Origin of the sequence: Pseudomonas citronellolis, assembly GCF_001586155.1 — a bacterium.
GTDB classification, from domain to species: domain Bacteria; phylum Pseudomonadota; class Gammaproteobacteria; order Pseudomonadales; family Pseudomonadaceae; genus Pseudomonas; species Pseudomonas citronellolis.
Genome location: NZ_CP014158.1, coordinates 4,673,861 through 4,700,055 on the forward strand (window position 1 = coordinate 4,673,861; position 26,195 = coordinate 4,700,055).

The following is a 26,195-nucleotide window of genomic DNA, read 5'->3' on the forward strand; positions in this document are numbered from 1 at the left end:
CCGCGGGCCCGGCCCCCTGCCAGTCAGAACCGGTAGTTGGCGCCCAGGTAGAGCTGCGCGCTGCTGTGCAGGTCCAGCGAGCCGACCTTGTCGCCGCCGTGCGGGCTCATTTCCGTGCTGGCGTTGGTACGCAGGTAACGATAGCCGCCTTCCAGCGAGGCGTTCCGGCCGATGTCCTGGAGGATACCGGCCTGGGCGCCGATGGCGTAGCCGATGTCGCTGTCACGGCTGTAGCCGCGGGAGTCCTGCTCCAGCTTGGTCAGGCCCAGGGTGCCGCCGCCGAACAGCTTGGTGCCCTGATCGTTGAGCGGCAGGAAGGCGTCGTAGCTGCCGAGCAGGTTCTGCTGGCGCAGCTTCAGGCCGCGGTAGGTGTCGGAGGTGTTCTCGTAGGTGGCGTAGTAGCGGCCGGTGTCGTTCTGCTGGCCGGCGCGCACGCCCCAGGTGCTGCTGTTGTTGATCACGCTGTCGAGTTTCGGATCGTTGAGATTGCGGTTCAGCGCGTGGGATTTCTGGATGTTGTTGCTGGTTTCGCCCCAGGTCAGGCCGGCGAAGTTTTCCGAGGCCTGGGCGACGCCGACCGAGGCGCCGAGGATGGCGGTGGCGAGGGTGAGCTTCTGCAGCAGGTTCATGGTGTTTCTCCGTCAAGGATGTGGGTAAGGGGTTGACGGAGTGCAGGTTAAGGGGCGGCCACTGAACGCAGCCTGACGCGCCGCTGAACCTGGCCTGAACGGAAGGCTCGCGGTGCCTTGGCCCCGTGGGATGGGTTGAGCCTTGCGAACCCCTATGGCCGCGATGATGGGTATCGCTTCGCTCAACACCATCCTACGGCGACACGGGGCAACCCGTAGGGCGCATAACGCCTACGGCGTTATCCGCCGTTTGACCTTGATTCCCGGCGGCTCCGGGGTTGACCTGGGGGTTGGCCATGGCCTCGGTGTATCGGCGGATAACCGCGAACGGTTATTCGCCCTACGGTTCAATGCGCGGCCTGCAGGGCCTTGAGGATCTTCTGCCCGGCGCGGCCATCGGCCGGTTGCAGGCCCAGGCGCTGCTGCTCGGCCTGGATGGCGCGGCGGGTGTTGTCGCCGATCAGCCCGTCCGGCTCGCCGATGGCGTGGCCGCGGGCCAGCAGCAGTCGCTGCAGCTCCTTGCGCTGGGCGCGGCTCAGGCCGGGGTCGTCGGTCGGCCAGGGGGTGCGCAGGCCCGGCTCGCCGCGCAGGCGGTCGGACAGCAGGGCGATGGCCAGCGCGTAGCTTTCCGCCGCGTTGTACGAATAGATCGCGTCGTAGTTGCGCAGCACCAGGAAGGCCGGGCCGGCCTTGCCGGTGGGCAGCAGGATGGCGGCGCGGGCGTCGCCGGCCGGCAGCGGCCCGCCGTCGATGCGCTTCACGCCCAGGGCCTGCCAGTCCGCCACCGTGCGCCGCTTGGTGCGCCCGGCCAGGGACTCGGCGAAGTTCGCCGGCAGCTTCACCTCGTAGCCCCAGGCCGCGCCCGGCACCCAGCCGGCCTTGCGCAGGTAGTTGGCGGTGGAGGCCAGGGCATCGGGCACGCTGCCCACCAGGTCGCGGTGGCCGTCGCCGTCGAAGTCCTCGGCGATGCGCGCGTAGGTGCTGGGCATGAACTGCGTCTGGCCGAAGGCGCCGGCCCAGGAGCCGGTGATGGCCGGATCGCGCAGGTCGCCCTGCTGCAACAGCTTGAGGGTGGCGAAGAACTCGCCCTGGAAGAACGCCTGGCGCCGCCCGTAGCACGACAGCGTGCCCAGCGAGACCAGCAGCGGACGCTTGCCGGTGATGCGGCCGAAGTCGCTCTCCACGCCCCACACCGCCGCCACCGTGTACTTGTCCACCCGGTACTGGCGGGCGACGCGCTCGAACAGCTCGGCATGCTGCGCCAGCATGGCCTTGCCGTCGGCGACGCGCTGTTCGTCCACCAGCCCGGCCAGGTAGTCCCACAGCGGGGTGACGAATTCCGGCTGGGCATTGAGCAGGTCCAGCACGCTGAGGTCGGCCGCAAGGCCGCCGGTGTAGCGCTGGTAGGCCGCGGCGCTCACGCCCTTGGCGGCGGCCTGCGGTTGCAGGCGCGCGAGGCAGGCGGAGAACTCGTCGGCCACGGCGCCCGGGGCCTGGGACAGGCCGGCGGCGAGCAGCAGGGCCGGGAGGATTCGCGAAGGCAGCATGGGGCAATTCCTCAACGGTGCATGATCGACAGGGCGCTGAAGGTCGCCCGCCCGCCTTCGCTGGCGGGGCCGCGATTATCCTGCAGGTACAGCCCCGCCTTGAAGTACAGGCCCTGGCGCGCCCACTGCGGGTCGAGCTGGCGGACCAGGCGCTGGTCGTTGACCTCGATGCTCAGCACGCCCGTGCGCGACACGCCGATGCGGTAGTCGAACTCCCGCCCCAGGGGGATGCCGTCCAGCACCGTGTAGGTGATGGCGGTGGCATCGCCCGGGCGCTCGCGGATCTGCGCCAGCACCCGGCCCTGGTCCAGGCGCAGCTGGTAGACCAGCTTCAGCAGCGGCGCGGCGTCCCCGCTGCCGGCGCCGTCGCTGTGGATCTGGCCGATCACCATGCGCCGCATGGAGGGCACCGCGTCCACGTGCAGGGTGGCGCGCAGCAGGCTGTCGACGTTGGGATAGCGCCAGGTGTAGGGCGAGCCGTCGCTGCGCGTCTCGCGCAGTTCGGTGCGCGGGAACTCGCTGTTGCGCGTGTGGCTGCCGTTCACCGGCACCCAGAACTCCACGCCGTCGGCGCTGCGGTGGAAATACGGGCTCTGGTAGTCGCGCTGCAGCGCCGGGGTGGAAATGGTCCTGGCCGGGCGGCCTTCGGGAAGGGTGAGGTTCCAGGTACTGAGGTCGAACATCCGTTGTGGGTCCCGCACGGCTGACTGGCCCGGCAAGGGTAGCCGATGGCGCCGCGGCTTTCACGCCATGCCGCGGGCTTGAGCGGTTGCGCCGGCAAAATCCGACCTCCGCCGCACAACCGGCTATCTTTTTCAGTCCACCCTCTGGAGAAAACGCCCATGCGCCTGCTCGCCACCCTGCTGCTGCTCGGCCTGGGCTTCGCCGCCCAGGCGGAGGTCAAGACCCAGGAAATCCCCTACCAGGCCACCGACGGCACCAAGCTGGTCGGCTACTTCGCCTACGACGACGCCCAGGCCGGCATCCGCCCGGGGATCATCGTGGTCCACGAATGGTGGGGCCTGAACGACTACGCCAAGCGCCGCGCCCGCGACCTCGCCGCGCTGGGCTACGCGGCGCTGTCCATCGACATGTACGGCGAGGGCAAGGTGGCCGAGCACCCCGAGCAGGCCCAGGCCTTCATGCAGGAAGCATTGAAGAATGCCGACGCCGCCAAGGCGCGCTTCCAGGCCGGCCTGGACCTGCTGAAGAAACAGCCGCAGACCGACCCGACCAAGATCGCCGCCATCGGCTACTGCTTCGGCGGCAAGGTGGTGCTGGACATGGCCCGCCAGGGCCTGCCGCTACTGGGCGTGGCCAGCTTCCACGGGGTGCTGGCCACCGCCACCCCGGCGCAGCCGGGCGCGGTCACCGCCAAGGTGCTGGTGGAGCACGGCGGCGCCGACACCCTGGTGCCGGCCGACAGCGTGGCCGCCTTCAAGCAGGAGATGGACGCCGCCAAGGTGGACTACAGGTTCGTCGTCCAGCCCAACGCCAAGCACAGCTTCACCAACCCCGACGCCGACAAGCACAAGGGCCACGGCCTCGACGTGGGCTACGACAAAGCCGCCGACCAGAAGTCCTGGGCCGACCTGCAGGCCTTCCTCAAGGACATCTTCCAGCAGAAGGCCGACTGAAGGGCGATGGGTATCGCTTCGCTCAACCCATCCTACGGGGGTGTTGGCGCTTGGCCGGGCAAAAAAAAACGGGAGCCCGAAAAGGGGCTCCCGCCACGATCTGTGAAAAAGCCGGAGCACGCGGCTCCGACAACAACCTCACCTGCGTTCCAGCAAAGGAACGCGAGGCGCAGTGTGGCAAATTCCCCGGCCGCCGATCCGTAGCGCTTCGGTAAGCCTTTGCAAGCGAATGTAAACGCTGCGTGACCGCCCGGACGCGACTGGGCGGTCACTCGCCACGCGAATCCACTGGCACCGCGTCCGGCGGCCGGGCAGAATCCCCGCCATGCCCGACACCGACGACTTCCTCACCCCGCCCCAGGCGCACTGGCCGCTGCCCCAGGCGCTGCCCGGCGCCCTGCTCCACAGCTGCCGCTTCCAGCCGCAGAAGCTCGACGCCCAGGCCTTCGGCCGCCACGGCGTGGACCTGCCGCCGAACATCGGCCGCGCGGTGGCCAAGCGCCGCGCCGAGTTCCTCGCCGGGCGCCTGTGCGCCCGCGCCGGCATCCAGCGCCTGACCGGCCTGCCGCAGGCGCCGGGCCTGGCGCCGGACCGCGCGCCGATCTGGCCGGGCGGGCTGGTCGGCTCCATCACCCATGGCAACGACTGGGCCGCCGCCGTGGTGGCCCGCCGCGACGCCTGGCGCAGCCTCGGCCTGGACGTCGAGACGCTGCTGGACGACGCCCGCGCCAGCCGCCTGCTGGAGGAAATCCTCACCCCCGCCGAGCGCGAACGTCTGGCGCCGGAGCAGGTCGGCCTGGGCGTGACCCTGACCTTCTCGCTCAAGGAAAGCCTGTTCAAGGCCCTCTACCCCCTGGTGGGCCGGCGCTTCTACTTCGAAGACGCCGAACTGCTGGCCTGGGACGCCGAAGGCCGCGCGCGCCTGCGCCTGCTCTGCGACCTGTCCGCGGAATGGCACCACGGCCGCGAACTGGAGGCGCAGTACGCGCTGTTCGACGGGCGCCTGCTGAGCCTGGTGGCGGTCGCCTAGCGCTCCGCCGCCAAGGTGCGGCATCGCGGCCATTGACTGGAAAGTCAGAATTTGGCCTCATGCACCGCGTCCAGCGACCGAGCCTAGCCGTTGCCTGACCGCGTCATCGTCACGGCAATCACGTCTTGCGCCTATCGCTATATACAAAAACATATAGCGATGGACGCCAGCCGCGGCTACCCTGGCCGGCGCGGACGGCGCCACCCCGGCCACATACATAGAAAAAGAACGGACCAAGGAGCATGACAATGAAGCGATCCACCCTCGCCCTGGCGATCGCCACGGGCATCCTCGCCCAGCAGGCCAGCGCCGGCGGGTTCATCGAAGACAGCAAGGCCAGCCTCGGCCTGCGCAACTTCTACATCAACACCGACAACCGCAACGGCCCCGCCTCGCCCAGCAAGCAGGAAGAATGGGGCCAGGGCTTCATGCTCAACTACGCCTCCGGCTTCACCGAGGGCACCGTCGGCTTCGGCGTCGACGCCCTGGGCCTGCTCGGCCTGCGCCTGGACGGCGGCGGCAAGTCCGGCAAGAGCGGCATCGACCGCCAGCCCGGCACCATCTTCCCGCTGGAGAGCGACGGCAGCGCGGTGGACGAGTTCAGCAGCCTGGGCCTGACCGCCAAGGCCAGGGTGTCGAAGACCGAGTTCCGCTACGGCACCCTGCAGCCCAAGCTGCCGGTGGTGGTCTACAACGACGCGCGCCTGCTGCCGATGACCTACGAGGGCGGCCAGGTCACCTCCAACGAGTTCAAGGACCTGACGCTGATCGGCGGCCAGCTGACCCATACCAAGGGCCGCAACTCCACCGACTGGCGCAGCATGTCCATCGCCGGCGCCAACGGCAGCAGCGCCAGCTCCCGCGACAGCAACAAGTTCTACTTCGCCGGCGGCGACTACAAGGCCACCAAGGACCTGACGCTGCAGTACTACTACGGCCAGCTGAGCGACTTCTACCAGCAGCACTTCCTCGGGCTGACGCACAACTGGGCGGTCGGCCCGGGCACCCTGAAGACCGACCTGCGGGTGTTCATCAGCGATTCCGACGGCAAGAACGGCAGCGCCTCCGGCCGCAAGGACGGCTACGTCAGCAGCGGCTATTACGGCAACAACGTGGTCAAGGGCGAGGTGGACAACAACGTCTACAGCGGCCTGCTCACCTACAGCCTCGCCGGCCACAGCATCGGCGCCGGCTACCAGGTGCTCACCGGCGACAGCGACTTCCCCTACCTGAACCGCGGCGACGGCGAAGGCACCAGCACCTACCTGCACACCGACGCCCAGCTGCTGAAGTTCAACCACGCCGGCGAGCGCACCTGGATCGGCCGCTACGCCTACGACTTCGCCAAGCTCGGCGTGCCGGGCCTGACCTTCAGCGTGCTCTACCTCAACGCCGACGACATCAGGACCGGCCGCGGCGACCAGGGCGAGTGGGAGCGCGACATCGCTCTGGGCTACGTGGTACCCGAAGGCACCTTCAAGGGCCTGGGCCTGGCCTGGAAGAACGCCACCATGCGCAGCGGCCTGCCGGTCAGCGGCTCGGGCACGGCGACGCAGCGGGACCAGGACGAGAACCGGTTGATCGTGAGTTATACGTTGCCGTTGTTCTAGGTCTTGGGTCTGGAGGGAGGTGTTGGTTGAGGGTCAAGAGCCCAGAGCCAAGAGCCCCTCTCCCTAACCCTCTCCCTGAAGGGAGAGGGGACTGTCCTCTGCCAAGAGGTGGTCCGCAGTAGTCCTGATGCATCCGGCGGAAGCCTGACTCCCAATTCGCACCGTACGGCCCCCTCTCCCTTCAGGGAGAGGGCTGGGGAGAGGGAACGGAGCCAACCCAAGGCACGAAAGCCACCGGGCCGCGCCAGGATGCTCTTCGTAGGAGCGAGCTTGCTCGCGAACAGGTTCCGCTGCGGGGCTCATTCGCGAGCAAGCTCGCTCCTACGAAAAGCCATAAAGCCATCCGCCCTCAGGCCAACACCGCCACCGACTTCACCTGCGCCCACACCCCCTCCCCCACCCGCAACCCCAGTTGCTCGCAGGAATACCGGGTAATCCGCGCCAACAACGGATTCCCCCCCACATCCAGCCGCACCAGCAGATGCGCCGGCGTATCCGTGGGAGCCAGCTCGGTCACCGTGGCCGGCAGCAGGTTGAGGATGCTGCTGCGCTGCGGGCGCTGCAGAGTCAGACTGACGTCGCGGGCCTGCACCTTGATGCGCAGCGCCTTGCCCACCGGCAGCGGGCCGTGGGCCAGGCGGATGCGTTCGCCGCAGTTGGGCAGGCCGAGGTCGAGCAGGCCGTATTCGGCGTCGTGGCCCAGCACCTGGCCGTCGATCACCACGCCGGCGTCTTCCAGCAGCGAGGTGGGCAGGTCGGTGCGCGCCAGGGTCTCGCCCACCGCGCCGCTGGCCAGCGCGCGGCCGGCTTCCAGCAGCACCAGGTGGTCGGCCAGGCGCGCCACTTCGTCCGGCGAGTGGCTGACGTAGAGGATGGGGATGTCCAGCTCATCGTGCAGGCGTTCCAGGTACGGCAGGATTTCCGCCTTGCGCTTGAGGTCCAGGGCCGCCAGCGGCTCGTCCATCAGCAGCAGGCGCGGGCTGGTCAGCAGCGCGCGGGCGATGCCCACCCGCTGGCGCTCGCCGCCGGACAGGTGGCGCGGCATGCGTTCGAGCAGGTGGCCGATGCCCAGCAGCTCGCAGGCCTGGTCCATGGCCACGCGGTGCTCGCGCGCCGGCACGCGCTTCATGCCATAGCGCAGGTTGCGTTTCACCGACAGGTGCTCGAACAGGTTGGCGTCCTGGAACACGTAGCCGATGGCGCGCTTGTGCGGCGCCAGGAACAGGCCCTGGGCGCTGTCCTGCCAGGTTTCGCCATTGACCACCAGGCGCGCCTCGCGCGGCCTTTCCAGGCCGGCCACGCAGCGCAGCACTGTGGTCTTGCCGGAGCCGGAATGGCCGAACAGCGCGGTCACCCCGCGGCCCGGCAGGCGCAGGTCGACGTCCAGGGTGAAGCTGCGGTATTCGAGCAGGAAGCGTGCTTGGATGTCTGCCGGCATCTCAGTTCCAGGCCGAGTGGCTGCGGCGCGTGGAGTACAGCGCCAGCAGCACGAAGAAGGAGAACACCACCATGCCGCCGGCCAGCCAGTGCGCCTGGGCGTACTCCATGGCCTCGACGTGGTCGAAGATCTGCACCGAGACCACGCGGGTCTGGCCGGGGATGTTGCCGCCGATCATCAGCACCACGCCGAACTCGCCCACGGTATGGGCGAAGCCGAGGATGGCGGCGGTGACGAAGCCCGGCCGTGCCAGCGGCAGGACCACGCTGAAGAAGGTGTCCAGGGGCCCGGCGCGCAAGGTCGCCGCGGCCTCCAGCGGGCGCGTGCCGATGGCCTCGAAGGCGTTCTGCAGCGGCTGCACCACGAAGGGCAGCGAGTAGATCACCGAACCCACCACCAGCCCGGCGAAGCTGAACGGCAGGCGCTGCCAGCCGAGGGCGTCGGTGAGCTGGCCCACCGGGCCATTGGGGCCCAGCGTGACCAGCAGGTAGAAGCCGATGACCGTCGGCGGCAGCACCAGTGGCAGGGCCACCAGCGCACCCAGCGGGCCCTTGAGCCACGAACGGGTGCGCGCCAGCCACCAGGCGATGGGAGTGCCCAGCAGCAACAGGATCAGGGTGCTGACGGTGGCCAGCTCAAGGGTGAGCCGGATCGCCGTGAGGTCCGCCGCGGTCAGGTGCATCGTTTTCCCTGTTTACAGCTCGTAGCCGTAGGCCTTGATCACCGCCGCCGCCTTCGGCCCCTTCAGGTAGTCCACCAGGGCCTTGGCCGCGGCGTTGTCCTTGCCTTTCTCGAGGATGACCGCGTCCTGGCGGATCGGCTCATAGAGGTCGGCCGGGACTATCCAGGCCGAACCGGCCGTCACCTTGCCATCCTTGTAGATCTGCGACAACGCCACGAAGCCCAGCTCGGCGTTGCCGCTGGACACGAACTGGTAGGCCTGGCCGATGTTCTGGCCCTCGACGATCCTGCCGGCCAGCTTGTCCTTCAGGCCGAGCTTGTCCAGCACCTGGGTGGCGGCCAGGCCGTAGGGCGCGGTCTTCGGGTTGGCGATGGACAGGTGCTGGAAGCCGCCTTTCTTCAGGACCTCGCCCTTGGCGTCGACGTAGCCTTCCTTCGGCGACCACAGCGCCAGCTTGCCGATGGCGTAGGTGAAGCGCGAGCCGGGGACCACCGCCTTCTCCTGCTCCAGCTTGGCCGGGGTGCTGTCGTCGGCGGCGAGGAACACCTCGAAGGGCGCGCCGTTCTTGATCTGCGCGTAGAACTGCCCGGTGGCGCCGAAGGAGGCCACCAGCTTGTGCCCGGTGTCCTTCTCGAAGTCCTTGGCGATGGCCTGGATGGGCGCGGTGAAGTTGGCCGCGACCGCGACCTGCACCTCGTCGGCCAGCGCCGCGTGGGTGGCCAGGCAGGCCGCCAGGGCCAGGGAAAGGCGGGCGAATGTGTGTTTCATCGATGTGCTCCAGTGGTTGGCTGTTGTTCTGCTTCGAAGGGCCCGCCGGCTTTGCTATACCTTCCTGACCTCACTGAAACCCGGGAGAGAAAGACATGAAAGTCAGCGCGCGCAATGTGTTCCGCGGCACGGTCAAGCAACTGCGCAACGGCGCGGTGAATGCCGAGGTGGTGGTGCAACTGCCCGGCGGCAACGACCTGGTGGCCATCGTCACCGAGGAAAGCGTGAAGAGCCTCGGCCTGGCCCAGGGCAAGGACGTGGTGGCGCTGGTCAAGGCGCCCTGGGTGATGCTGATGACCGATGCCGAGGGCATTCGCCTGTCGGCGCGCAACTGCCTGGCCGGCACGGTGAAGTCGGTGGCCGACGGCGCGGTGAACGCCGAGGTGGTGCTGGACCTTGGCGGTGGCAGCGAAGTGGTGGCGGTGGTCACCCGCGACGCCGTCGCCGAGCTGGGGCTGGCGGCCGGCGTCAAGGCCACGGCGGTGATCAAGGCTTCCCATGTGATTCTCGGTGTTCCTTCCTGACGGATGCCACGGCGCGACGCTGGAGGGCCCCGGTCTGTCCGGGGCCCGCTGCCGGAGAATCGTTATATCAAAAATTACATAACGATACCCGCGCCGCAGCAATACCCATTAAGGGCAACGCCATGGGCTTGGCCACGGGCGTCGGTGCCGATGGGCACGCCAGCATTCTGCATTTATTGACCTGAAGGTCAATTTTTCCGCAAGGCTACAACGCCAGGTACAGCGTCAGCAGCAGGCCCAGGCCGGCCACCGTCAGGTTGAGCCAGGGCCCGGCGTTGACCCGGTAGCCCTCGGGAATCTCCACCGGCTTCAGCCCGCGCACCACGTTGCGGTACTGCAGCGCCGAGCTGCAGGCCGCCACGCAGCCGAGCAGGATGAAGCCCAGCCCCACCCAGAACGACATGCGCAGCGCCGCCGCGGTCTCCAGGCCCGCGTGCATCAGGCGCAGCAGCAGGCCGGTGCGCTCCACCACGAAGCCGAAGGCGATCAGCGCCAGGGCGGTACGGTTCCAGGCCAGCAGGGTGCGCTCGGCGGCGAAGAAGACGCGGGGGTCGTTCAGGTCGGACATGGGGCCTCGGTTCGCAGGGGAATCTCCGGGTAGCGTAGGCGGCGGGCGGCGCTGCGTCTAAGGCACGGCTTCATGCCCCCGCGCCCTTGCGCCGCTGCCGCCATTCGAACGCCGCCATGCCGGCCAGCATCCCCAGCACGAACAGCGCCGCCTGCCAGTGGCCGGCGCCCAGGCCGACCAGCGCCGGCCCCGGGCAGATGCCGGCGATGCCCCAGCCGACGCCGAACACCAGGCTGCCCAGCACCAGGCGGCGGTCCAGGTCGCGCCGCGTCGGCAGTTGCATGGCGCCGCCGAGCAGGCCGTGCGCCTTGCCGCGGGCCAGGCCGAAGAACGGCGAGGCGGTGAGGATGGCGCCGACCATCACCAGCGCCAGGGACGGGTCCCAGGCCCCGGCCAGGTCGAGGAAGGCCAGCACCTTGGCCGGGTCGGCCATGCCGGCCAGCAGCAGGCCCAGGCCGAACAGCAGGCCGCAGAGGAAAGCGCTCAGGCGGGCCATGTTCAGGCTCCCAGCAGGTGGCGGATGCAGAAGACGGTGGCGAAGCCGCTGGCCATGAAGCACAGCGTGGCCAGCAGCGACCGCGGCGACAGCCGCGCCAGGCCGCACACGCCATGGCCGCTGGTGCAGCCGGCGCCATAGCGGCTGCCCAGCCCCACCAGCAGCCCGGCCAGCAGCAGCGCCGGCCAGGCGCTGTCGAAGTGCAGCGCCGGCAGCGGACCGAAGGCCAGCCACAGCAGCGGCGCCAGCAGCAGCCCGAGGAGGAACGCCAGGCGCTCGCCGCCGACGCCGCCCCTGGCCAGCAGGCCGCCGAGCAACCCGCTGATGCCGGCCACGCGGCCGTTGAGCAGGGCGAACAGGCCGGCGGAAAGGCCGATCAGCGCGCCGCCGGCCAGGGCGCTCCAGGGGGTGAAAGCCGTCCAGTCGATGTTCATTCGGCATCCTCCGCGCAGAACAGCTGGTAGAGCGTCTGGATCACCGCCAGCGCCTGAGGGCTGCTGATGCGGTAGTACACCTGTTTGCCCTCCTTGCGCGTCGCCACCAGCCCCTCGCGGCGCAGCACGCCCAGTTGCTGGGACAGCGTCGGCTGGCCGACGCCCACCCGCTCCTCCAGGGCGCCGACGTGCAGCTCCTCCTGGGACAGCATGCACAGCAGCAACAGGCGGTCGGGGTTGCCCAGGGCCTTGAGCAGGCGCCCGGCCTGGTCGGCGGAGTGGCGCAGGCGTTGCAGGTCGATGGCTGGGGTGGCGGGCATGGGAACGCTCTACGAAATCACAATATATAAAAACATATAATATAAACCCGCAGAACGTCCACCCTCGCCCGCCGCGGGCTATTCCTTGGGCGCCTGGCGCCGCGGCCAGGCCAGGGTGAAGCAGGCGCCGCCCAGGGCCTGGCTGCGGGCGATGGACACCCGGCCGCCGTGCCAGCGGATGATCCGCCGCACGATGGACAGCCCCAGGCCGTGCCCGCCGGTGACCCGCGTGCGGCTGTCGTCGACGCGGAAGAACGGCGTGAACAGGCGCTCCCAGCGGTCCTCCGGCACGCCCGGGCCGTCGTCCTCGACGTCCACTTGGCAGCGGTCCAGGCTGACCCGGTAGCTCACCCGCACCCGCGTCTCGGCGTAGCGGATGGCGTTGCTCAGCAGGTTCTGCAGGGCGCGGTGCAGGTAGCGCGGCTCGGCCTCGATCCAGCTGCCCTGGTCGAAGGGCACCAGCGCGCCGGCCTCGCAGGTCACCTGCACCTCGCCGCGCAGCGGGGCGATCTCCGCCACCACCTGGCGCACCAGCTCGCCCAGCTCCACGCTCTGGTAGGTCAGCGCCGGCGAGCCCTGCTCCAGGCGCGCGTAGGTGAGCATCTCGTCCACCAGCTGGTCGAGGTCCTGGATGTCGCCGTCCATGCCCTCCAGGTACTTGTGCCGGGTCTTGTCGTCCTCGGCGGACTCGATCATCTCCAGGCCGAAGCGCAGCCGCGCCACCGGCGTGCGCAGCTCGTGGGACACCGCGCGGACCAGCTCGCGCTGCACGCTGATCAGGCGCTGGATCTGCTCGGCCATGTGGTTGAAGGTGCCGGCCAGGCGCCCCACCGAGTCGCTGCCGCGTTCCTCCACCCGGGTGTCCAGGCTGCCGCGGGCGATGCGCGAGGCGGCCGACTCCAGGCCGCGCAGGCGCTGCTCCAGGCGGCTGATCAGCAGGTACAGGGTGAGGCCGATCAGCGACAGGCCGACGGCGGCGATCAGCAACAGCAGTTGCGGCGGATAGGGGTTCATCTGGTAGATCGGCCCCAGCTCCAGCACCCAGGGCGTGTCGACGATGCCGGCCACCACGCGGATGGAGTCGCCGTTCTTGCCCAGCGCCAGCACAGTGTCGCCCTCCTCCACCCGGCGGCTCTGGTCGTCGTCCAGGTCGATCTCCTTCAGGCGCAGCAGGTGCACGTCGAAGCCGAAGCGCTTGTCGCGCACGATGCGCGCCAGGTGGTAGGGCTGCTCGCTGGCGGGGAAGCGGCGCAGCTCGTCCATCAGCATATAGATGGTGGCCCGCGCCAGTTGCTCGCTGACCTGCTCCACCTCGCCGGTGAGCACCAGGCCCTCCTGCAGGCTGACCTGGGTATGGATGCGCACCTGGTGCGGCCCGTCGGCCTCCACCAGCACCTGGTTATTCATCAGCCGCGCGCGGTCGCGGCCGTCCATGCCCAGGGCGTCGAGCTTCTGCAGGCTCAGCGGGATGCCCATCAGGCGGCTCCACTGCAGCAGCGCGCGCTTGCGGTCCACCTCCTCCATGCCCGCCATCTCGTCGGCCATCAGGCGGAAGGTGCCGCGCGCCAGCTCCTCGCGGTAGCGGTCGCCGCGCACCTCGTTGACCAGGTGCAGGGTCAGCACGCCGAGGGCGGCGACCAGCACCAGGGTCAGCAGCATGCCGCCGTAGATGCGCAGGAAGATGGATTTCATCGGCGAAGCCCTGTGCCGGGTTCAGCGGCCGGCGTGGAGGCGCGGGGACGGCGCCGGGAAGTATGGATGCAACACGCAGGATGGGAGAGCGAAGCGATACCCATCGATGGGTATCGCCGCGCTCCACGCCATCCTACGTGAACACGGACGCGGGCGAGAGCGTTGGCCCTACTGCTCGCCAACGAACAGGTAGCCCTTGCTGCGCACCGTCTTGATCAGCCGCGGGTGCATGGGGTCGTCGCCGATCTTCGGGCGGATGCGCGAGATGCGCACGTCGATGGAGCGGTCCTGGCCGTCGTATTCGATGCCGCGCAGGGAATTGAAGATTTCCTCGCGGGAAAGGATGCGCCCGCTGTTGGCCGCCAGCAGCCACAGCAGGTCGAACTCGGCGCTGGTCAGCTCGATGGTCTGGCCGTCCAGCCAGGCCTCGCGCATGGCGTTGTCGATCACCAGCCTGCCGAAGGTCAGGCGCTTGCTGCCCGCCGCGGGCGCCTCGTCCGGCCCCTCGCTGCGCCGCAGCAGGGCGCGGATGCGCGCCAGCAGCAGGCGCGGGCGCACCGGCTTGCACACGTAGTCGTCGGCGCCCATCTCCAGGCCCTGGATCTGGTCCATGTCGTCGGTGCGCGCGGTGAGCATCAGGATCGGGCCGTCGTAGTCCGGGCGCAGGCGCCGGCAGATCGACAGGCCGTCCTCGCCGGGCAGCATCAGGTCCAGCACCACCAGGTCCGGCCGTTCCGCCAGCACGCGGTCCACCGCGCGGGCGCCGTCGGCCTCGACGCCCACCTTCAGGCCGTTGCTTTCCAGATAGTCCTGGGTCAGCTCGGCCAACCGCTGGTCGTCCTCGACAATGAGGATTCGCGCCTCTTGCTCCACACCGCCTCCCAATGCACCTGAACGGGTCCGCCGCGCACCGCCGCGAGGCAGGCGGGACGTGCCGCATTGTAGCCAGGAAGCCGCGCCATGGCACGGGCGGAACGCGATGGGGCAGGACCACAAGATATTGTGGTAGGGTTCACACCCTGACAGCCTCAGGCCAACTCCTGAATCTGTCAGTCGCTCATGACGAACGGTGAAAATCAGCAGCGGTGCGGCCTGGCGCGATCCCTACGCGATCACGCACACGCCACCCACAATTTATCCACAGGTTTCCCCCAGCCTGCCGCCTTGCAAAGCCTCCCATAGCGCATTATCTTGTATCCCCGTTGCGGATAACCCCTACATGTTGGGTCCGCAACCTGGAACCGGACACAAGAAGAAGCATGAGGTCGCGAGCCTTTTCCACGGCTCCTCCGGTTCCCCCAGCAGCTGCATCCAGGCGTACGGAAGTCCGACGCGGCGTAGGCCGCAAAGGAGTGATCGATGTCGATGGCCATGCGGTACGGGTGTTGCAACCGATCGGTCAACACCACTAGGTATTGTGGTTCCGGCCCGTAAAGCCGGACACCCGACTTGGGCCAGGGAGGCGCTTGAGTCCCCTTCCCCTGTTACGCAAGTTTTCATGCGGCCGGCCCCGCCGGACGCACACGCTCTTTATTGCTGTTTTTCCGGAGCGGCGCCCCCGGCGCCAGTGACAGAACCCACTAAGAGAATGTGGAGACAACCACCCATGCAGATCGACACCACTCGCGAGAACCCGCAGGCCGCAGCGCCGCAGGCAGCCGAATCCGCCCAGGATCTGGCCGCCACCGCGCCCGGCCAGCTGCGCGTGATCAAGCGCAACGGCACCGTAGTTCCCTACACCGATGACAAGATCACCGTAGCCATCACCAAGGCGTTCCTCGCCGTGGAAGGCGGCACCGCTGCCGCCTCGTCGCGCATCCATGAAACCGTCGCGCGCCTGACCGAACAGGTCACCGCGACTTTCAAGCGCCGCATGCCCTCCGGTGGCACCATCCACATCGAAGAAATCCAGGACCAGGTCGAACTGGCCCTGATGCGCGCCGGCGAGCAGAAAGTCGCCCGCGACTACGTGATCTACCGCGAAGCCCGCGCCAACGAGCGCAAGACCGCCAGCGCCGCCGGCGAAGTCGCCCAGCCGCACCCGAGCATCCGCATCACCAAGGCCGACGGCAGCACCCAGCCGCTGGACATGGGCCGCCTGCAGACCATCATCCGCGAAGCCTGCGAAGGCCTGGCCGAAGTCGATGGCGGGCTGATCGAACGCGAAACCCTGAAGAACCTCTACGACGGCGTGGCCGAGAAGGACGTCAACACCGCCCTGGTGATGACCGCCCGCACCCTGGTGGAACGCGAGCCGAACTACTCCTACGTCACCGCCCGCCTGCTGATGGACACCCTGCGCGCCGAAGCCCTGGGCTTCCTCGGCGTGGTCGAGAGCGCCACCCACCACGAAATGGCCGAGCTGTACGCCCGCGCCCTGCCGGCGTACATCGAGAAGGGCGTGGAATTCGAGCTGGTCGATCCCAAGCTGAAGACCTTCGACCTGGCCAAGCTGGGCGCCGCGCTGAACCACGAGCGCGACCAGCAGTTCACCTACCTGGGCCTGCAGACCCTGTACGACCGCTACTTCATCCACAAGGACGGCATCCGCTTCGAACTGCCGCAGGTGTTCTTCATGCGCGTGGCCATGGGCCTGGCCATCGAAGAGCCGCAGAAGGAAGAACGCGCCATCGAGTTCTACAACCTGCTGTCGTCCTTCGACTACATGTCGTCCACCCCCACCCTGTTCAACGCCGGCACCCTGCGCCCGCAGCTGTCCAGCTGCTACCTGACCACCGTGCCGGACGACCTGTCGGGCATCTACAGCGCCATCCACGACAACGCCATGCTGTCGAAATTCGCCGGCGGCCTGGGCAACGACTGGACCCCGGTGCGCGCGCTGGGCTCGTACATCAAGGGCACCAACGGCAAGTCCCAGGGCGTGGTCCCGTTCCTGAAAGTGGTCAACGACACCGCCGTGGCCGTGAACCAGGGCGGCAAGCGCAAGGGCGCCGTGTGCGCCTACCTGGAAACCTGGCACCTGGACATCGAAGAATTCCTGGAGCTGCGCAAGAACACCGGTGACGACCGCCGCCGCACCCACGACATGAACACCGCGAACTGGATTCCCGACCTGTTCATGAAGCGCGTGTTCGAAGACGGCACCTGGACGCTGTTCTCCCCGTCCGACGTCCCCGACCTGCACGACCTCTACGGCAAGGCCTTCGAAGAGCGCTACGAGTACTACGAAGCCCTGACCCAGTACGGCAAGCTGAAGCTGCACAAGGTCGTCCAGGCCAAGGACCTGTGGCGCAAGATGCTCTCCATGCTGTTCGAGACCGGCCACCCGTGGCTGACCTTCAAGGACCCGTGCAACCTGCGCAGCCCGCAGCAGCACGTGGGCGTGGTGCACAGCTCGAACCTGTGCACCGAGATCACCCTGAACACCAACAAGGACGAGATCGCCGTCTGCAACCTGGGCTCGGTGAACCTGGTCAACCACATCGTCGACGGCAAGCTCGACGTCGAGAAGCTCGGCCGCACCGTCAAGACCGCGGTCCGCATGCTCGACAACGTCATCGACATCAACTACTACTCGGTGCCCCAGGCGGAGAACTCCAACCTCAAGCACCGCCCGGTGGGCCTGGGCATCATGGGCTTCCAGGACGCCCTGTACCTGCAGCACATCGCCTACGGCTCCGACGCCGCCATCGACTTCGCCGACAAGTCCATGGAAGCCATCAGCTACTTCGCCATCCAGGCCTCCTGCGACCTGGCCGAAGAGCGCGGCGCCTACGAGACCTTCGACGGCTCGCTGTGGTCGCAAGGCATCCTGCCGATCGACTCGCAGAAGCTGCTGATCGAAGCCCGCGGCGCCAAGTACATCGAAGTCGACCAGAGCGAGAGCCTGGACTGGGCCCCGGTGCGCGAGCGCGTGCGCAAAGGCATCCGCAACTCGAACATCATGGCCATCGCGCCGACCGCGACCATCGCCAACATCACCGGCGTGTCGCAGTCCATCGAGCCGACCTACCAGAACCTCTACGTGAAGTCGAACCTCTCCGGCGAGTTCACCGTGATCAACCCCTACCTGGTGCGCGACCTCAAGGCCCGCGGCCTGTGGGACCCGGTCATGGTCAACGACCTGAAGTACTACGACGGCTCCGTGCAGCAGATCGAGCGCATCCCGCAAGACCTGAAAGATCTGTACGCCACCGCCTTCGAAGTGGAGACCAAGTGGATCGTCGACGCCGCCAGCCGCCGCCAGAAGTGGATCGACCAGGCCCAGTCGCTGAACCTCTACATCGCCGGCGCCTCGGGCAAGAAGCTGGACGTGACCTACCGCATGGCCTGGTACCGTGGCCTGAAAACCACCTACTACCTCCGCGCCCTGGCCGCCACCAGCACCGAGAAGTCCACCATCAACACCGGCAAGCTGAACGCCGTGAGCTCGGTGATCGACGAAGGCCTGCAAGCCGCCCCGGCCCCGGCGCCGGTACCCAAGGCCTGCAGCATCGACAACCCCGACTGCGAAGCCTGCCAGTAAGGAAGCAGCGGCCCTCGCCCGAGGGCCGCGTTTCCACGCAGCACGGATATCCCCTCTCCCTTCAGGGAGAGGGTTAGGGAGAGGGGCTCTTGTCCCCGCCTCCCCCAGACATAACAGCTTCCCCTCGTCATTCCCGCGAACGCGGGAACCCGGAGAAGGGAAGCCAAGCAAGCTTTAGCGTGCCCCCATCACGCAACCAGACCAGGAGAGGAACCAATGCTGAGCTGGGACGAATTCGACAAAGAAGACCCCACCGAAGCCAAGGCCGCCCCGGCCGTGGCCAAAGCCGCCGCCCAGGCCGCCGACAAACTGGACGACGAAGCCGCCGGCTCCGTGGAAGAAGCCCGCGCCGTCTCCGCCAGCGACTCCGACGCGGTCGCCCGCGCCAAGAAGGCCCTGGACGCCCTGGACATCCAGGAAGGCCTGGACGATCTGGAAGGCTCCGCCGCCCGCGTACAGGTCGGCGACAAGCAGATGATCAACGCCCGCGCCGACCTCAACCAGCTCGTACCCTTCAAGTACGACTGGGCCTGGCAGAAGTATCTGGATGGTTGCGCCAACCACTGGATGCCGCAGGAAGTGAACATGAACGCCGACATTGCCCTGTGGAAGAGCAAGGACGGCCTGTCCGAAGACGAGCGCCGCATCGTCATGCGCAACCTCGGCTTCTTCTCCACCGCCGACTCCCTGGTGGCGAACAACCTGGTGCTGGCCGTGTACCGCCTGATCACCAACCCCGAATGCCGCCAGTACATCCTGCGCCAGGCGTTCGAGGAAGCCATCCACACCCACGCCTACCAGTACTGCATCGAGTCGCTGGGCATGGACGAGGGCGAAATCTTCAACATGTACCACGAGATCCCGAGCGTCGCGAAAAAGGCGTCCTGGGGCCTGAAGTACACCCGCTCGATCTCCGACCCGCAGTTCCAGACCGGCACCCCGGAAACCGACCGCCAGTTCCTGCGCAACCTGATCGCCTACTACTGCGTACTGGAAGGCATCTTCTTCTACTGCGGCTTCACCCAGATCCTCTCCATGGGCCGCCGCAACAAGATGACCGGCACCGCCGAGCAGTTCCAGTACATCCTGCGCGACGAATCCATGCACCTGAACTTCGGCATCGACGTGATCAACCAGATCAAGATCGAGAACCCGCACCTGTGGGATGCCCAGATGAAGGACGAAGCCACGCAGATGATCCTGCAGGGCACCCAGCTGGAAATCGAATACGCCCGCGACACCATGCCGCGCGGCGTCCTGGGCATGAACGCAGCGATGATGGAGGACTACCTCAAATTCATCGCCAACCGCCGCCTGACCCAGATCGGCCTGAAGGAAGAATACCCGGGCACCAGCAACCCCTTCCCGTGGATGAGCGAAATCATGGACCTGAAGAAGGAAAAGAACTTCTTCGAGACCCGCGTGATCGAGTACCAGACCGGCGGCGCGCTGAGCTGGGACTGAATAGGGGCAAGACGTCATTTTTCACTAAGAATTGGAATTTATTCACTTCAAAGTGGAATAAACGCACCAAATGAGTGCGGAGTGTAACAAGCAAGAACCTTGGAGCCGTTAAGGATGGCGGTGAAGAGGAGCAGTCGAAAGGGCCGGAGTGCTGCTATGCACACCGGCCTTTTTTTGATGATGCCCGCCAAACGCAAGCGTCCGCCACACACCGAAAAATCTAAGCGGGCGTGGCCTATGTGTATAAAGCCACTCCCGGCACATCGCAGACAGGCTGCGTACGAGACTGAACGCTAGACTCAGACTGCCGCAGGAAAGGAGTCACCAGATGGATGCCAAGAACCTCGAAGTTCGCCGGCATGGCGCGCGGGGCCGTGTTTCGCCGCCTGGATCGCTGGGGGCACCTGAACAACAAGGCGCTGCACCCCGGCAGCCTGATCAGCCTGCTACGCCAGATATTGTTGCGCGCCGGTGTCCCGGCTGAGCTGTACACCAGTCATTCGCTGAGCCGCGGCTTCGCCACCTGGGCCACGGCCAATGGCTGGGATCTCAAAGCGCTGATGACCTACGTGGGCTGGAAGGACATTAAATCAGCGATGCGCTACACCGACCCGGCGATCTCCTTCGGTAGCCTCGCGGCGAGGCCAGCATTGGAATCCTCTGTGGGCACTTCGACGCATTTGCTCGCTCACATCGACAGGTGACAGGAGTGAAGGCACAGGGATAACTGATCGATCTGATTCCGGGGGGCGATGCTATGGCGCCTGGCAACAACCAGTTCGGGACGGATACCGAGGCAGAAGCATGCGGTATTTCTTGTGCGTAGCGGTCAGCTGATGGCCTCGATCTGCCCCAGATGGCTACTTGCCATTTGTGCAGCCTCGTCCTTTAATCGGGTGCCCAGGCAAAGGAGACTGCTATGTCATTGCTGGACGAGATCATCGCGTGGACTGGTGGACTTAGGCCCTGGCAGCAAGAGGCACTGCGCCGGATTTTTACGCGGCCCGAACTCGCCCAAGATGACATCGAAACCATCCTGCAAATGGTTCGCGAGCAAGAACGGGAAAATGCGACCACAGGGGCCACCAAACCATTCACATTGGATGACGTTCCGGGGGCCTGCAGTGGCGCCACCGTGCGACTGACCGGTGTCTCCGGGCTGGATCAGGTCAACGGTTTCCCTTCTGGTCGAGCATTTGACCTCGTGCCGGAGGGCATGACCATCTTTTTTGGTCACAACGGGGCCGGCAAATCCGGCTATGCCCGCGTCTTCAAGAACGCCTGCAAAGCCCGACATCGAGTGGAGGTGCTGCCCAACGCCTTTGGGGCCGCAACTCCACCTCGGCCTCCATCTGCTGAATTCTCCATCCTGGTGGATGGCACGCCGGAAACTGCGCGTTGGGTTCAGAGCGGGCCAGCCCATCCACATTTGAGCGCGGTATCGGTATACGACGTAGCCTGTGCCAACGACTATATCGATGCGGAAGGCACCCCGGCATTTCAGCCATACGGACTGATCCACCTGACGCGCCTGGTCCTGCTGCAGCGCGACTTGCAGACCCGGATTGGAGCTGAGCGCAATGCGTTGGTTCTGGATTCCCAGCAGTTCGAGCCGCTGAAGGGTAATACCGAAGTCGGCCGTTACATCGCCAGCCTGGGGGCAGACTCGGATCGCGCAGTACTGGTTCGATTGGGAACGCTCACTGACGAGGAACTCCGAAGGCTTGAGTTTCTGAAGCGGACACTGCTGGAAACCGATCCTACTCCCCAAGCGCTGGCCTTGGAGCGCCTGGCGACCCGCCTGGACCAAGCGCAACGCCGTGCCGAGGCGGCACAACGATGGGTGGGTGACCGGGCCATTGCGAGGGCAAAGGAACTCATCACCGCGGAAAAAGCTGCACACCTCGCCATGCAACTAGCACAAGCGCGCCTCCAGGGGCGGGGGACACAGGACACCACGGAACCACCAACATTGGCTTCACACACCGCCACTCTGTTAGAGGGCACCGGCGATGTGCTTTGGCAAACGATGTACCGGGCCGCTGAAGCCTTCTCTCAGCGGGCAGCATATTCCGGACATTTATTCCCGCACCTGGAACTCGACGCACGCTGCGTGCTCTGCCAGCAACCCTACTCAGTCGATGCAGCGGAACGCATGCGGCGTTTTGCAGCTTTTATCTCGGATACTGCGACAGCAGATGCACAAACAGCCAACGATGCCCGTATGACCGCTCTGGGGAAAGTGAAGGCCGTTGACCTCAGCATCCTGGATGCGCCCACGCTGGCTGAAGTGGCGGAGCGGCTCCCCGATCTACACGCCACCATTACTACAGCGGCCTCGGTTTGGGCCGTCCGGCACACTTGGGTCAGTCAAACATTGGAAGCGGGAGACTGGTCTCCTGAATCAGAGCCACTTTCACCGGAAGCGAACCTAGACAGTGAGTTCGCCAGCAAGGCTGCTTCGCTGCGCGCTGACGCCAGTACCCTCCGGACCTCCACCGATCCTGCTGTGCGTTTAGCGCTGAGCCAAGAACTGGCAGACCTGGATGCGCGTCAGCGCCTTTCCGGCCAGCTCGGCGCGGTGGAGCGCTTCATTCAGGACAAGCAGACTCATGCTGTGTTAAGCCGCTGTCATGCAGCCCTAAATCCTGGAACGGTATCACGCAAGCTGACGGCTCTGGCCGCGACGTATGTAACCGAGGCATTGGCCGCCGCCATGAATGCCGAATTGAAAGCCTTGGGCTATAAACGCCGAGTGCAACCCGACCTGACCGGACGCACGGAGCTGGGGGTGACCAAGGTTACCCTACGCCTGCAGGAAATCACGGCGAAGGCTTCTAAAGTGCTTTCCGAGGGGGAACAGCGTGCTTTGGGGATGGCCATGTTCATCGCCGAACTCGAATCTCTGCCACATACCTCGACGGTCATTTTTGACGACCCCTCAACCTCTCTAGACCATGTTTATCGTCGGGCCATCGCTCGGCGTTTGGTTGCGCTAGCCGAGACCCGCCAGGTGTTGGTGTTCACACATGACGCGGTATTCCTGACCGAACTGGCCATGGCACTTCAGCGCGCTGATCGCCCGGCCAGTTACAAGACCATTGGTTGGGATGAGTCGCCAGGACTGGTAAGCGAAGGGCTAACATGGGCCACGATGGACACCAAAGCCCGCCTGGCTGATCTGCGAGATCGTGCGAAAGCGTTGAGCGCTCCGGAAGACAGCTACCCGGATGATGAACTTGAGCGGCAAATCGCTGCGGGCTACTCAAGCCTCAGAGGTACCGTCGAGCGCGCCATCCGGGAAGTTTTCCTGAACAATACGGTTCAACCGTTCAGCGACGTGGTGAGCGTCGAGGCCTTTGGCGCCGTCATCGGCCACCCTGCAGATGAGTGGGAGAAGATGCTGGCGGTTTATGCTCGGGCTTGTGAAGCCACTGAGGCCCATGACACCCCGGGTGAACGCCAACTGCCACTGCCCACGCGCGAGGAATTGCACAGCGACATCACTCTGATCTTGGAGCTAATCAACGAAGCGGCCAAGCGGCGAACCGCCTACGAAAACCTACGCAGGGAACGAACCGCACAACGCAAGAAGCTTTTCGGTGGCTAGTGAGTAATTGAAAAGGATTTTCAAATGACAAGAAAATCATATGTAAGTGAATCTGATTTAGCGGAGCGGATTTTTGAAGAAGAACATTTTCGAGATATAAGATTCGCTATCAGTTATTTTATCCCGCACTTTCGTGAGTACAATACGGAAACTTTCTTTCTAGCGTATTGGCCTGAAGTTGTAAAATCCAGATGGCTGTTAGATTTTGCAGCAAAACTTCCATTTGATGTAAGAGAGATCAAGGCCAGTAGGAAAAGCGTGGCAACTGCTAGAGCTTCTGGCATAACTAGCTTTGTGTGCATACCAGTTAATATCGAGTCAATGTACACGCACGCAAAGTCAACTCCAGTATTAAAAATAGTGCTATCCGACGAGCGAATGTATCTCCCCGTCAAAGACTTCCTCTCGAGCGAGTACGGGAATGGGTTCTTGCACATATCTACCGCAAAATCAGCGAGCAAGGAAGAAAGGGATTTTAGTCCAAGAAAAATAGGTAACTATGCCATAGCAAGAGCTCTTGCTCTTCTAGAAGACGGTAGAGTGCCGCAAGAGTTTTTTGAGGCAGTAAGTGAAGTGCTAGGGCCCAAGAAAAAGTCTTGGAAGCGATTAGCTTTCCCTGGCTATCGTCATGGGCTGACATATGCAAATGAATTGATAGCCGAAAGTTTATGCTTGGACATTGTCCGCGAGGGGAGACTCATGCCCAGCGGCAATGAAAACTACATCCCGGCGATACTACGTAGTAGTCGAGCGCTATGGGGGAGCAGATCGAGCCTGACAGATAACGCTTCTACTGAAAACCGTTTATGTATCAGTGTAGAGCCGATTCTATGGAGAATCTACAAGGTAGATTTAGATAAGCTATTCCCTGATGGCTCTCTAAAAAAAGAACTTGTCGCCGCCCTCAGAATCTATGTTAACTCAGCTGTAAAGTCTGAGAATTACATTAGAAGATTGGTTGGCTATCAATCAGAAGCGATAGCTGCCATAACCTCAGATTCTGTGGGGAAAACTTTTATTTCGCTACATCGGCAAGAGCTTGAGTTGTTCAATATCTCCTTGGGCATATTGGGCTTGTCTGATTTATTTCCGATCATCCGAATTGAGCCTAAAATAAATAAGATCAAAGGCGATTTAATCAATCTAGCCAATTGCGCCAGAGGGAATGGCTGTCATGCCAATTTTAAATTAAACAAGCTCGGAATGACACTTAAGGAGCGAATGCTCTTGTTGGTTGACAAGCGATTTTTGTCTTTTTTTAAAGAAAAGCTTCCCGAGTTTTCCGGGGTGTCTATAGTAACTGATTTACCACTTGAATGGCTTCCGCTGAGGGGGTTGCCATTGATGTTAAGATGTGACGTCAGCCGGATACCAGCAACTCCAGGCAATATAAACTTACTCCAAACCCTTAGAAGTCGACATAAGACAATAGCTCTCTCTGACTTTGATGAGATATTGATTGTTCGATCTTTCTCGGAAAGCGACAAAATCAAATACACTCTTGAAACCACTCTTCAGCATTGGACCAACATGCATGAGGAATATCCAAAATACAGGATTGTTGATATTGAGTCATCTGAAGAATTTGTTGCTATAATTAATAGCTTCAAAGGGGCGCTGATGATTTTTGATGGTCACGGCTCACTAAAAACAGATTCTGCTATGGGCTCAATTATAGTTGGGGGCGAGGAATTAAATGTTTGGGAGTTACAGAGCCAGATCAATATGCCTCCTATTGTATTGCTCAGTGCTTGCGATACTATTCCAGTAGATGGCGGACACGGAGCAACCGCTAGCGGTATGCTTGCACTAGGAGCTATGACAGTGCTTGGAACGCTTCTACCTGTGAACGCTGTTCAATCCGCCTCCTTCATTGCTCGACTTCTATTCCGCATGTCAATGCTGCTTCCAATGGTGGTAAAAAATGTAAGCTACATGCCTTGGCGAGGGCTCATGAGCGGAATGCTGCGAATGACTTTTTGCACAGAGCTAATCGAAAATTTAATTAATGAGGCAAAAATAATTAATATAATAGATCGCCCCGGCATTCAACTGATTGCAAATAATGCTATTAACTCTATGTCTGCTGACTGGTATGAACAGGTTGTTGCGGAGATTTGTAAAAGATCAGTCGCTGAGGAAAAGGAGACTGTAGAGCGGTGCAAGTTTTGGGGAAGCATGGTAGATACCTTGAAATATACTCAGCTTGGGCGGCCTGAAAATATAAAACTGAGATCGAAAAATATTCACGAAGCTGCCGATCTCCTCATGAACTCCTGAAGGAGGGCCTAGTATTCGCTGGTGAGGACTCGCCGATGACCAACCTAATGCTGTCGATGATGGGGGCCTTTGCTGAATTCGAGCGCACCCTGATCCGTGATCGGCAGCGCGAAGATATTGTCCTGACGAAGCAACGCGGCGCGTATCGGGGCCGCAAGAAAGCCCTGTCCGACGAGCAAGCTGTTACCCTGCGGCAGCGGGTGAGGGCCGGCCAGTCCAAGGCGCAACTCGCCCGTGAATTCAACATCAGCCGGGAAACCCTCTATCAGTACCTCCGCACGGACGATTGATACATGCCGCGTCGCTTGATCCTCTCAGCCACGGAGCGGGATAGCCTGCTCGCGCTGCCGGAAAGCCAGGATGACCTGGTCCGTTACTACACCTTCAACGACTCCGATCTGTCGCTGATTCGCCAGCGGCGCGGCGACGCCAACCGCTCGCCAGGTACTGAGGTCAACTATGGCCCATGTCCTCGTCACGTGATGTCATCGTAGGTATTTTGACGTGCGGTTCTCGCATGCGACTCCGAACTCGAGATCAGTCGCTCATTAGTAACGGTACTCTTGCGGCGAAAAGCGCCCCTTGCAGCCAAACAGCAACTTGGCCGTGAACTTTTCCAGGCAGGCCATCCACCTCCGCTGGTGCATGCTGCTCGAAGTATGCCCGCTGCGCCTCAGGCAGGGTGGCGCGGTGCGCCAGGTAGGCCGCCACCGTCATAGCCGCGAACGTCATAACGCTCATCCACGGAGCGCAAGACAGTGCGATAGGTGGCTGCGACGATAGGCAATGATCTGGTCGGCAAACACGGCAGGGCTGAGGCCAAAGATCTCGGCATAGTGCTCAACCGAATAGGGCGCCTCGTTCGTGGGACGCAGGCAGTCGATCAGCTCGGCGACCGATAGCGCCGCTGGCTGGAGTACTCCCTTCATGGCTTATTCCTCCTGCCGCCTTTCGCTCACCGCATATCCGCATGCCAGCGC

General features: G+C 64.2%; 22 protein-coding genes and 2 pseudogenes. 11 read left to right on the plus strand and 13 right to left on the minus strand.

Annotated features, from left to right (window positions below; translation table 11 throughout):
• Nucleotides 1-23: 23 nt before the first annotated feature.
• The 3 genes from PcP3B5_RS20330 to PcP3B5_RS20340 form a co-directional block, all read right to left on the minus strand.
• Nucleotides 24-629, minus strand: coding sequence for an outer membrane beta-barrel protein (locus PcP3B5_RS20330; RefSeq protein ID WP_061562276.1), 606 nt, complete (start codon nt 627-629; stop codon nt 24-26).
• A 347-nt stretch (nt 630-976) separates the two neighbouring features.
• Nucleotides 977-2,176 carry a lytic murein transglycosylase gene (locus PcP3B5_RS20335; RefSeq protein WP_145923927.1) on the minus strand — a complete coding sequence of 400 codons (1,200 nt, stop codon included), beginning with the start codon at nt 2,174-2,176 and terminating at the stop codon, nt 977-979.
• Between the two features lie 11 nt (nt 2,177-2,187).
• The gene (locus PcP3B5_RS20340) at nt 2,188-2,859 is read right to left on the minus strand and encodes a polysaccharide lyase family 7 protein (RefSeq protein ID WP_009621781.1); all 672 of its coding nucleotides are present in this window, start codon (nt 2,857-2,859) and stop codon (nt 2,188-2,190) included.
• A 159-nt stretch (nt 2,860-3,018) separates the two neighbouring features.
• On the opposite strand from PcP3B5_RS20340, the gene PcP3B5_RS20345 reads away from it, so the two are divergent.
• The 3 genes from PcP3B5_RS20345 to PcP3B5_RS20355 all read left to right on the plus strand — a co-directional run bounded on the left by PcP3B5_RS20345 (nt 3,019) and on the right by PcP3B5_RS20355 (nt 6,453).
• Entirely contained in the window at nt 3,019-3,813 is a 795-nt protein-coding gene (locus PcP3B5_RS20345; protein ID WP_061562277.1) for a dienelactone hydrolase family protein, read from the plus strand.
• A gap of 325 nt (nt 3,814-4,138) precedes the next feature.
• On the plus strand, nt 4,139-4,843 hold the full coding sequence (locus PcP3B5_RS20350; protein ID WP_009621779.1) for a 4'-phosphopantetheinyl transferase family protein: 705 nt from the start codon (nt 4,139-4,141) through the stop codon (nt 4,841-4,843).
• A 242-nt stretch (nt 4,844-5,085) separates the two neighbouring features.
• The gene (locus tag PcP3B5_RS20355; RefSeq protein WP_203228519.1) at nt 5,086-6,453 is read left to right on the plus strand and encodes an OprD family porin; all 1,368 of its coding nucleotides are present in this window, start codon (nt 5,086-5,088) and stop codon (nt 6,451-6,453) included.
• Between the two features lie 349 nt (nt 6,454-6,802).
• Here PcP3B5_RS20355 and modC read toward each other — a convergent pair whose 3' ends face one another.
• Genes modC through modA form a run of 3 tightly spaced genes read right to left on the minus strand, consistent with a single transcriptional unit; the run spans nt 6,803 to nt 9,341 of the window.
• Entirely contained in the window at nt 6,803-7,891 is a 1,089-nt protein-coding gene (gene modC / locus PcP3B5_RS20360; protein WP_061562279.1) for a molybdenum ABC transporter ATP-binding protein, read from the minus strand.
• A 1-nt stretch (nt 7,892) separates the two neighbouring features.
• Nucleotides 7,893-8,573, minus strand: a complete 681-nt coding sequence (gene modB / locus PcP3B5_RS20365) for a molybdate ABC transporter permease subunit (protein ID WP_043270704.1) — start codon at nt 8,571-8,573, stop codon at nt 7,893-7,895.
• Between the two features lie 12 nt (nt 8,574-8,585).
• Nucleotides 8,586-9,341: a molybdate ABC transporter substrate-binding protein gene (modA, locus tag PcP3B5_RS20370; protein ID WP_061562280.1), complete on the minus strand. Its 756-nt coding sequence runs from the start codon at nt 9,339-9,341 to the stop codon at nt 8,586-8,588.
• A 95-nt stretch (nt 9,342-9,436) separates the two neighbouring features.
• On the opposite strand from modA, the gene PcP3B5_RS20375 reads away from it, so the two are divergent.
• On the plus strand, nt 9,437-9,865 hold the full coding sequence (locus PcP3B5_RS20375; protein ID WP_043270708.1) for a TOBE domain-containing protein: 429 nt from the start codon (nt 9,437-9,439) through the stop codon (nt 9,863-9,865).
• 205 nt (nt 9,866-10,070) lie between these two features.
• On the opposite strand, the gene PcP3B5_RS20380 is transcribed toward PcP3B5_RS20375, so the two are convergent.
• From PcP3B5_RS20380 to PcP3B5_RS20405, 6 genes are all read right to left on the minus strand, one after another.
• The gene (locus PcP3B5_RS20380) at nt 10,071-10,433 is read right to left on the minus strand and encodes a YidH family protein (RefSeq protein WP_009621770.1); all 363 of its coding nucleotides are present in this window, start codon (nt 10,431-10,433) and stop codon (nt 10,071-10,073) included.
• Between the two features lie 70 nt (nt 10,434-10,503).
• A complete protein-coding gene (locus PcP3B5_RS20385; protein ID WP_061562281.1) occupies nt 10,504-10,929 on the minus strand; it encodes a DUF6691 family protein in 426 nt (141 codons plus the stop codon).
• 2 nt (nt 10,930-10,931) lie between these two features.
• On the minus strand, nt 10,932-11,363 hold the full coding sequence (locus tag PcP3B5_RS20390; RefSeq protein ID WP_058071240.1) for a YeeE/YedE family protein: 432 nt from the start codon (nt 11,361-11,363) through the stop codon (nt 10,932-10,934).
• A complete protein-coding gene (locus tag PcP3B5_RS20395) occupies nt 11,360-11,683 on the minus strand; it encodes an ArsR/SmtB family transcription factor (protein ID WP_061562282.1) in 324 nt (107 codons plus the stop codon). The genes PcP3B5_RS20390 and PcP3B5_RS20395 overlap by 4 nt, the downstream gene beginning before the upstream one ends.
• Before the next feature lie 78 nt (nt 11,684-11,761).
• A complete protein-coding gene (locus PcP3B5_RS20400; protein ID WP_009621766.1) occupies nt 11,762-13,375 on the minus strand; it encodes an ATP-binding protein in 1,614 nt (537 codons plus the stop codon).
• Nucleotides 13,376-13,543: 168 nt separating this feature from the next.
• Complete coding sequence (locus PcP3B5_RS20405; RefSeq protein ID WP_009621765.1) at nt 13,544-14,248, minus strand: response regulator; 705 nt, start codon at nt 14,246-14,248, stop codon at nt 13,544-13,546.
• A 733-nt stretch (nt 14,249-14,981) separates the two neighbouring features.
• Between PcP3B5_RS20405 and PcP3B5_RS20410 the strand changes: the two genes are divergently transcribed.
• The 7 genes and pseudogenes from PcP3B5_RS20410 to PcP3B5_RS30945 all read left to right on the plus strand — a co-directional run.
• Entirely contained in the window at nt 14,982-17,861 is a 2,880-nt protein-coding gene (locus PcP3B5_RS20410) for a ribonucleoside-diphosphate reductase subunit alpha (protein ID WP_009621764.1), read from the plus strand.
• Between the two features lie 216 nt (nt 17,862-18,077).
• Nucleotides 18,078-19,325: a ribonucleotide-diphosphate reductase subunit beta gene (locus PcP3B5_RS20415; RefSeq protein WP_009621763.1), complete on the plus strand. Its 1,248-nt coding sequence runs from the start codon at nt 18,078-18,080 to the stop codon at nt 19,323-19,325.
• A gap of 332 nt (nt 19,326-19,657) precedes the next feature.
• Nucleotides 19,658-20,029: a tyrosine-type recombinase/integrase gene (locus PcP3B5_RS20420; protein WP_042929798.1), complete on the plus strand. Its 372-nt coding sequence runs from the start codon at nt 19,658-19,660 to the stop codon at nt 20,027-20,029.
• Nucleotides 20,030-20,244: 215 nt separating this feature from the next.
• Nucleotides 20,245-22,935 (plus strand): AAA family ATPase, encoded by a 2,691-nt coding sequence (locus PcP3B5_RS20425; RefSeq protein WP_042929796.1) that lies wholly within the window; start codon nt 20,245-20,247, stop codon nt 22,933-22,935.
• A gap of 24 nt (nt 22,936-22,959) precedes the next feature.
• The gene (locus PcP3B5_RS31555) at nt 22,960-25,215 is read left to right on the plus strand and encodes a hypothetical protein (RefSeq protein ID WP_145923928.1); all 2,256 of its coding nucleotides are present in this window, start codon (nt 22,960-22,962) and stop codon (nt 25,213-25,215) included.
• Nucleotides 25,206-25,505 (plus strand): annotated as a pseudogene (locus PcP3B5_RS20430) (helix-turn-helix domain-containing protein); the annotation flags it as partial. The gene PcP3B5_RS31555 and the pseudogene PcP3B5_RS20430, both read left to right, overlap by 10 nt.
• A gap of 3 nt (nt 25,506-25,508) precedes the next feature.
• Nucleotides 25,509-25,652, plus strand: a pseudogene (locus PcP3B5_RS30945) (DUF4158 domain-containing protein); the annotation flags it as partial.
• A 300-nt stretch (nt 25,653-25,952) separates the two neighbouring features.
• Here the strand turns inward: PcP3B5_RS30945 and PcP3B5_RS31850 are convergent.
• Nucleotides 25,953-26,144 (minus strand): hypothetical protein, encoded by a 192-nt coding sequence (locus PcP3B5_RS31850; protein WP_153562516.1) that lies wholly within the window; start codon nt 26,142-26,144, stop codon nt 25,953-25,955.
• Between the last annotated feature and the right edge of the window lie 51 nt (nt 26,145-26,195).

What these genes read in the sequence shown, in the direction of transcription:
- PcP3B5_RS20380 (WP_009621770.1), bottom strand. Translation starts at nt 10,433, where the DNA reads ATGTCCGACCTGAACGACCCCCGCGTCTTCTTCGCCGCCGAGCGCACC.
- PcP3B5_RS20350 (WP_009621779.1), top strand. Translation starts at nt 4,139, where the DNA reads ATGCCCGACACCGACGACTTCCTCACCCCGCCCCAGGCGCACTGGCCG.
- PcP3B5_RS20390 (WP_058071240.1), bottom strand. Translation starts at nt 11,363, where the DNA reads ATGAACATCGACTGGACGGCTTTCACCCCCTGGAGCGCCCTGGCCGGC.
- PcP3B5_RS20340 (WP_009621781.1), bottom strand. Translation starts at nt 2,859, where the DNA reads ATGTTCGACCTCAGTACCTGGAACCTCACCCTTCCCGAAGGCCGCCCG.
- PcP3B5_RS20345 (WP_061562277.1), top strand. Translation starts at nt 3,019, where the DNA reads ATGCGCCTGCTCGCCACCCTGCTGCTGCTCGGCCTGGGCTTCGCCGCC.
- PcP3B5_RS20375 (WP_043270708.1), top strand. Translation starts at nt 9,437, where the DNA reads ATGAAAGTCAGCGCGCGCAATGTGTTCCGCGGCACGGTCAAGCAACTG.
- PcP3B5_RS20395 (WP_061562282.1), bottom strand. Translation starts at nt 11,683, where the DNA reads ATGCCCGCCACCCCAGCCATCGACCTGCAACGCCTGCGCCACTCCGCC.
- PcP3B5_RS20410 (WP_009621764.1), top strand. Translation starts at nt 14,982, where the DNA reads ATGCAGATCGACACCACTCGCGAGAACCCGCAGGCCGCAGCGCCGCAG.
- PcP3B5_RS20415 (WP_009621763.1), top strand. Translation starts at nt 18,078, where the DNA reads ATGCTGAGCTGGGACGAATTCGACAAAGAAGACCCCACCGAAGCCAAG.
- PcP3B5_RS20425 (WP_042929796.1), top strand. Translation starts at nt 20,245, where the DNA reads ATGTCATTGCTGGACGAGATCATCGCGTGGACTGGTGGACTTAGGCCC.
- PcP3B5_RS20385 (WP_061562281.1), bottom strand. Translation starts at nt 10,929, where the DNA reads ATGGCCCGCCTGAGCGCTTTCCTCTGCGGCCTGCTGTTCGGCCTGGGC.
- modB (WP_043270704.1), bottom strand. Translation starts at nt 8,573, where the DNA reads ATGCACCTGACCGCGGCGGACCTCACGGCGATCCGGCTCACCCTTGAG.
- PcP3B5_RS20420 (WP_042929798.1), top strand. Translation starts at nt 19,658, where the DNA reads ATGCCAAGAACCTCGAAGTTCGCCGGCATGGCGCGCGGGGCCGTGTTT.
- PcP3B5_RS20335 (WP_145923927.1), bottom strand. Translation starts at nt 2,176, where the DNA reads ATGCTGCCTTCGCGAATCCTCCCGGCCCTGCTGCTCGCCGCCGGCCTG.
- PcP3B5_RS20400 (WP_009621766.1), bottom strand. Translation starts at nt 13,375, where the DNA reads ATGAAATCCATCTTCCTGCGCATCTACGGCGGCATGCTGCTGACCCTG.
- modC (WP_061562279.1), bottom strand. Translation starts at nt 7,891, where the DNA reads ATGCCGGCAGACATCCAAGCACGCTTCCTGCTCGAATACCGCAGCTTC.
- modA (WP_061562280.1), bottom strand. Translation starts at nt 9,341, where the DNA reads ATGAAACACACATTCGCCCGCCTTTCCCTGGCCCTGGCGGCCTGCCTG.
- PcP3B5_RS20355 (WP_203228519.1), top strand. Translation starts at nt 5,086, where the DNA reads ATGACAATGAAGCGATCCACCCTCGCCCTGGCGATCGCCACGGGCATC.
- PcP3B5_RS31850 (WP_153562516.1), bottom strand. Translation starts at nt 26,144, where the DNA reads ATGAAGGGAGTACTCCAGCCAGCGGCGCTATCGGTCGCCGAGCTGATC.
- PcP3B5_RS20330 (WP_061562276.1), bottom strand. Translation starts at nt 629, where the DNA reads ATGAACCTGCTGCAGAAGCTCACCCTCGCCACCGCCATCCTCGGCGCC.
- PcP3B5_RS31555 (WP_145923928.1), top strand. Translation starts at nt 22,960, where the DNA reads ATGACAAGAAAATCATATGTAAGTGAATCTGATTTAGCGGAGCGGATT.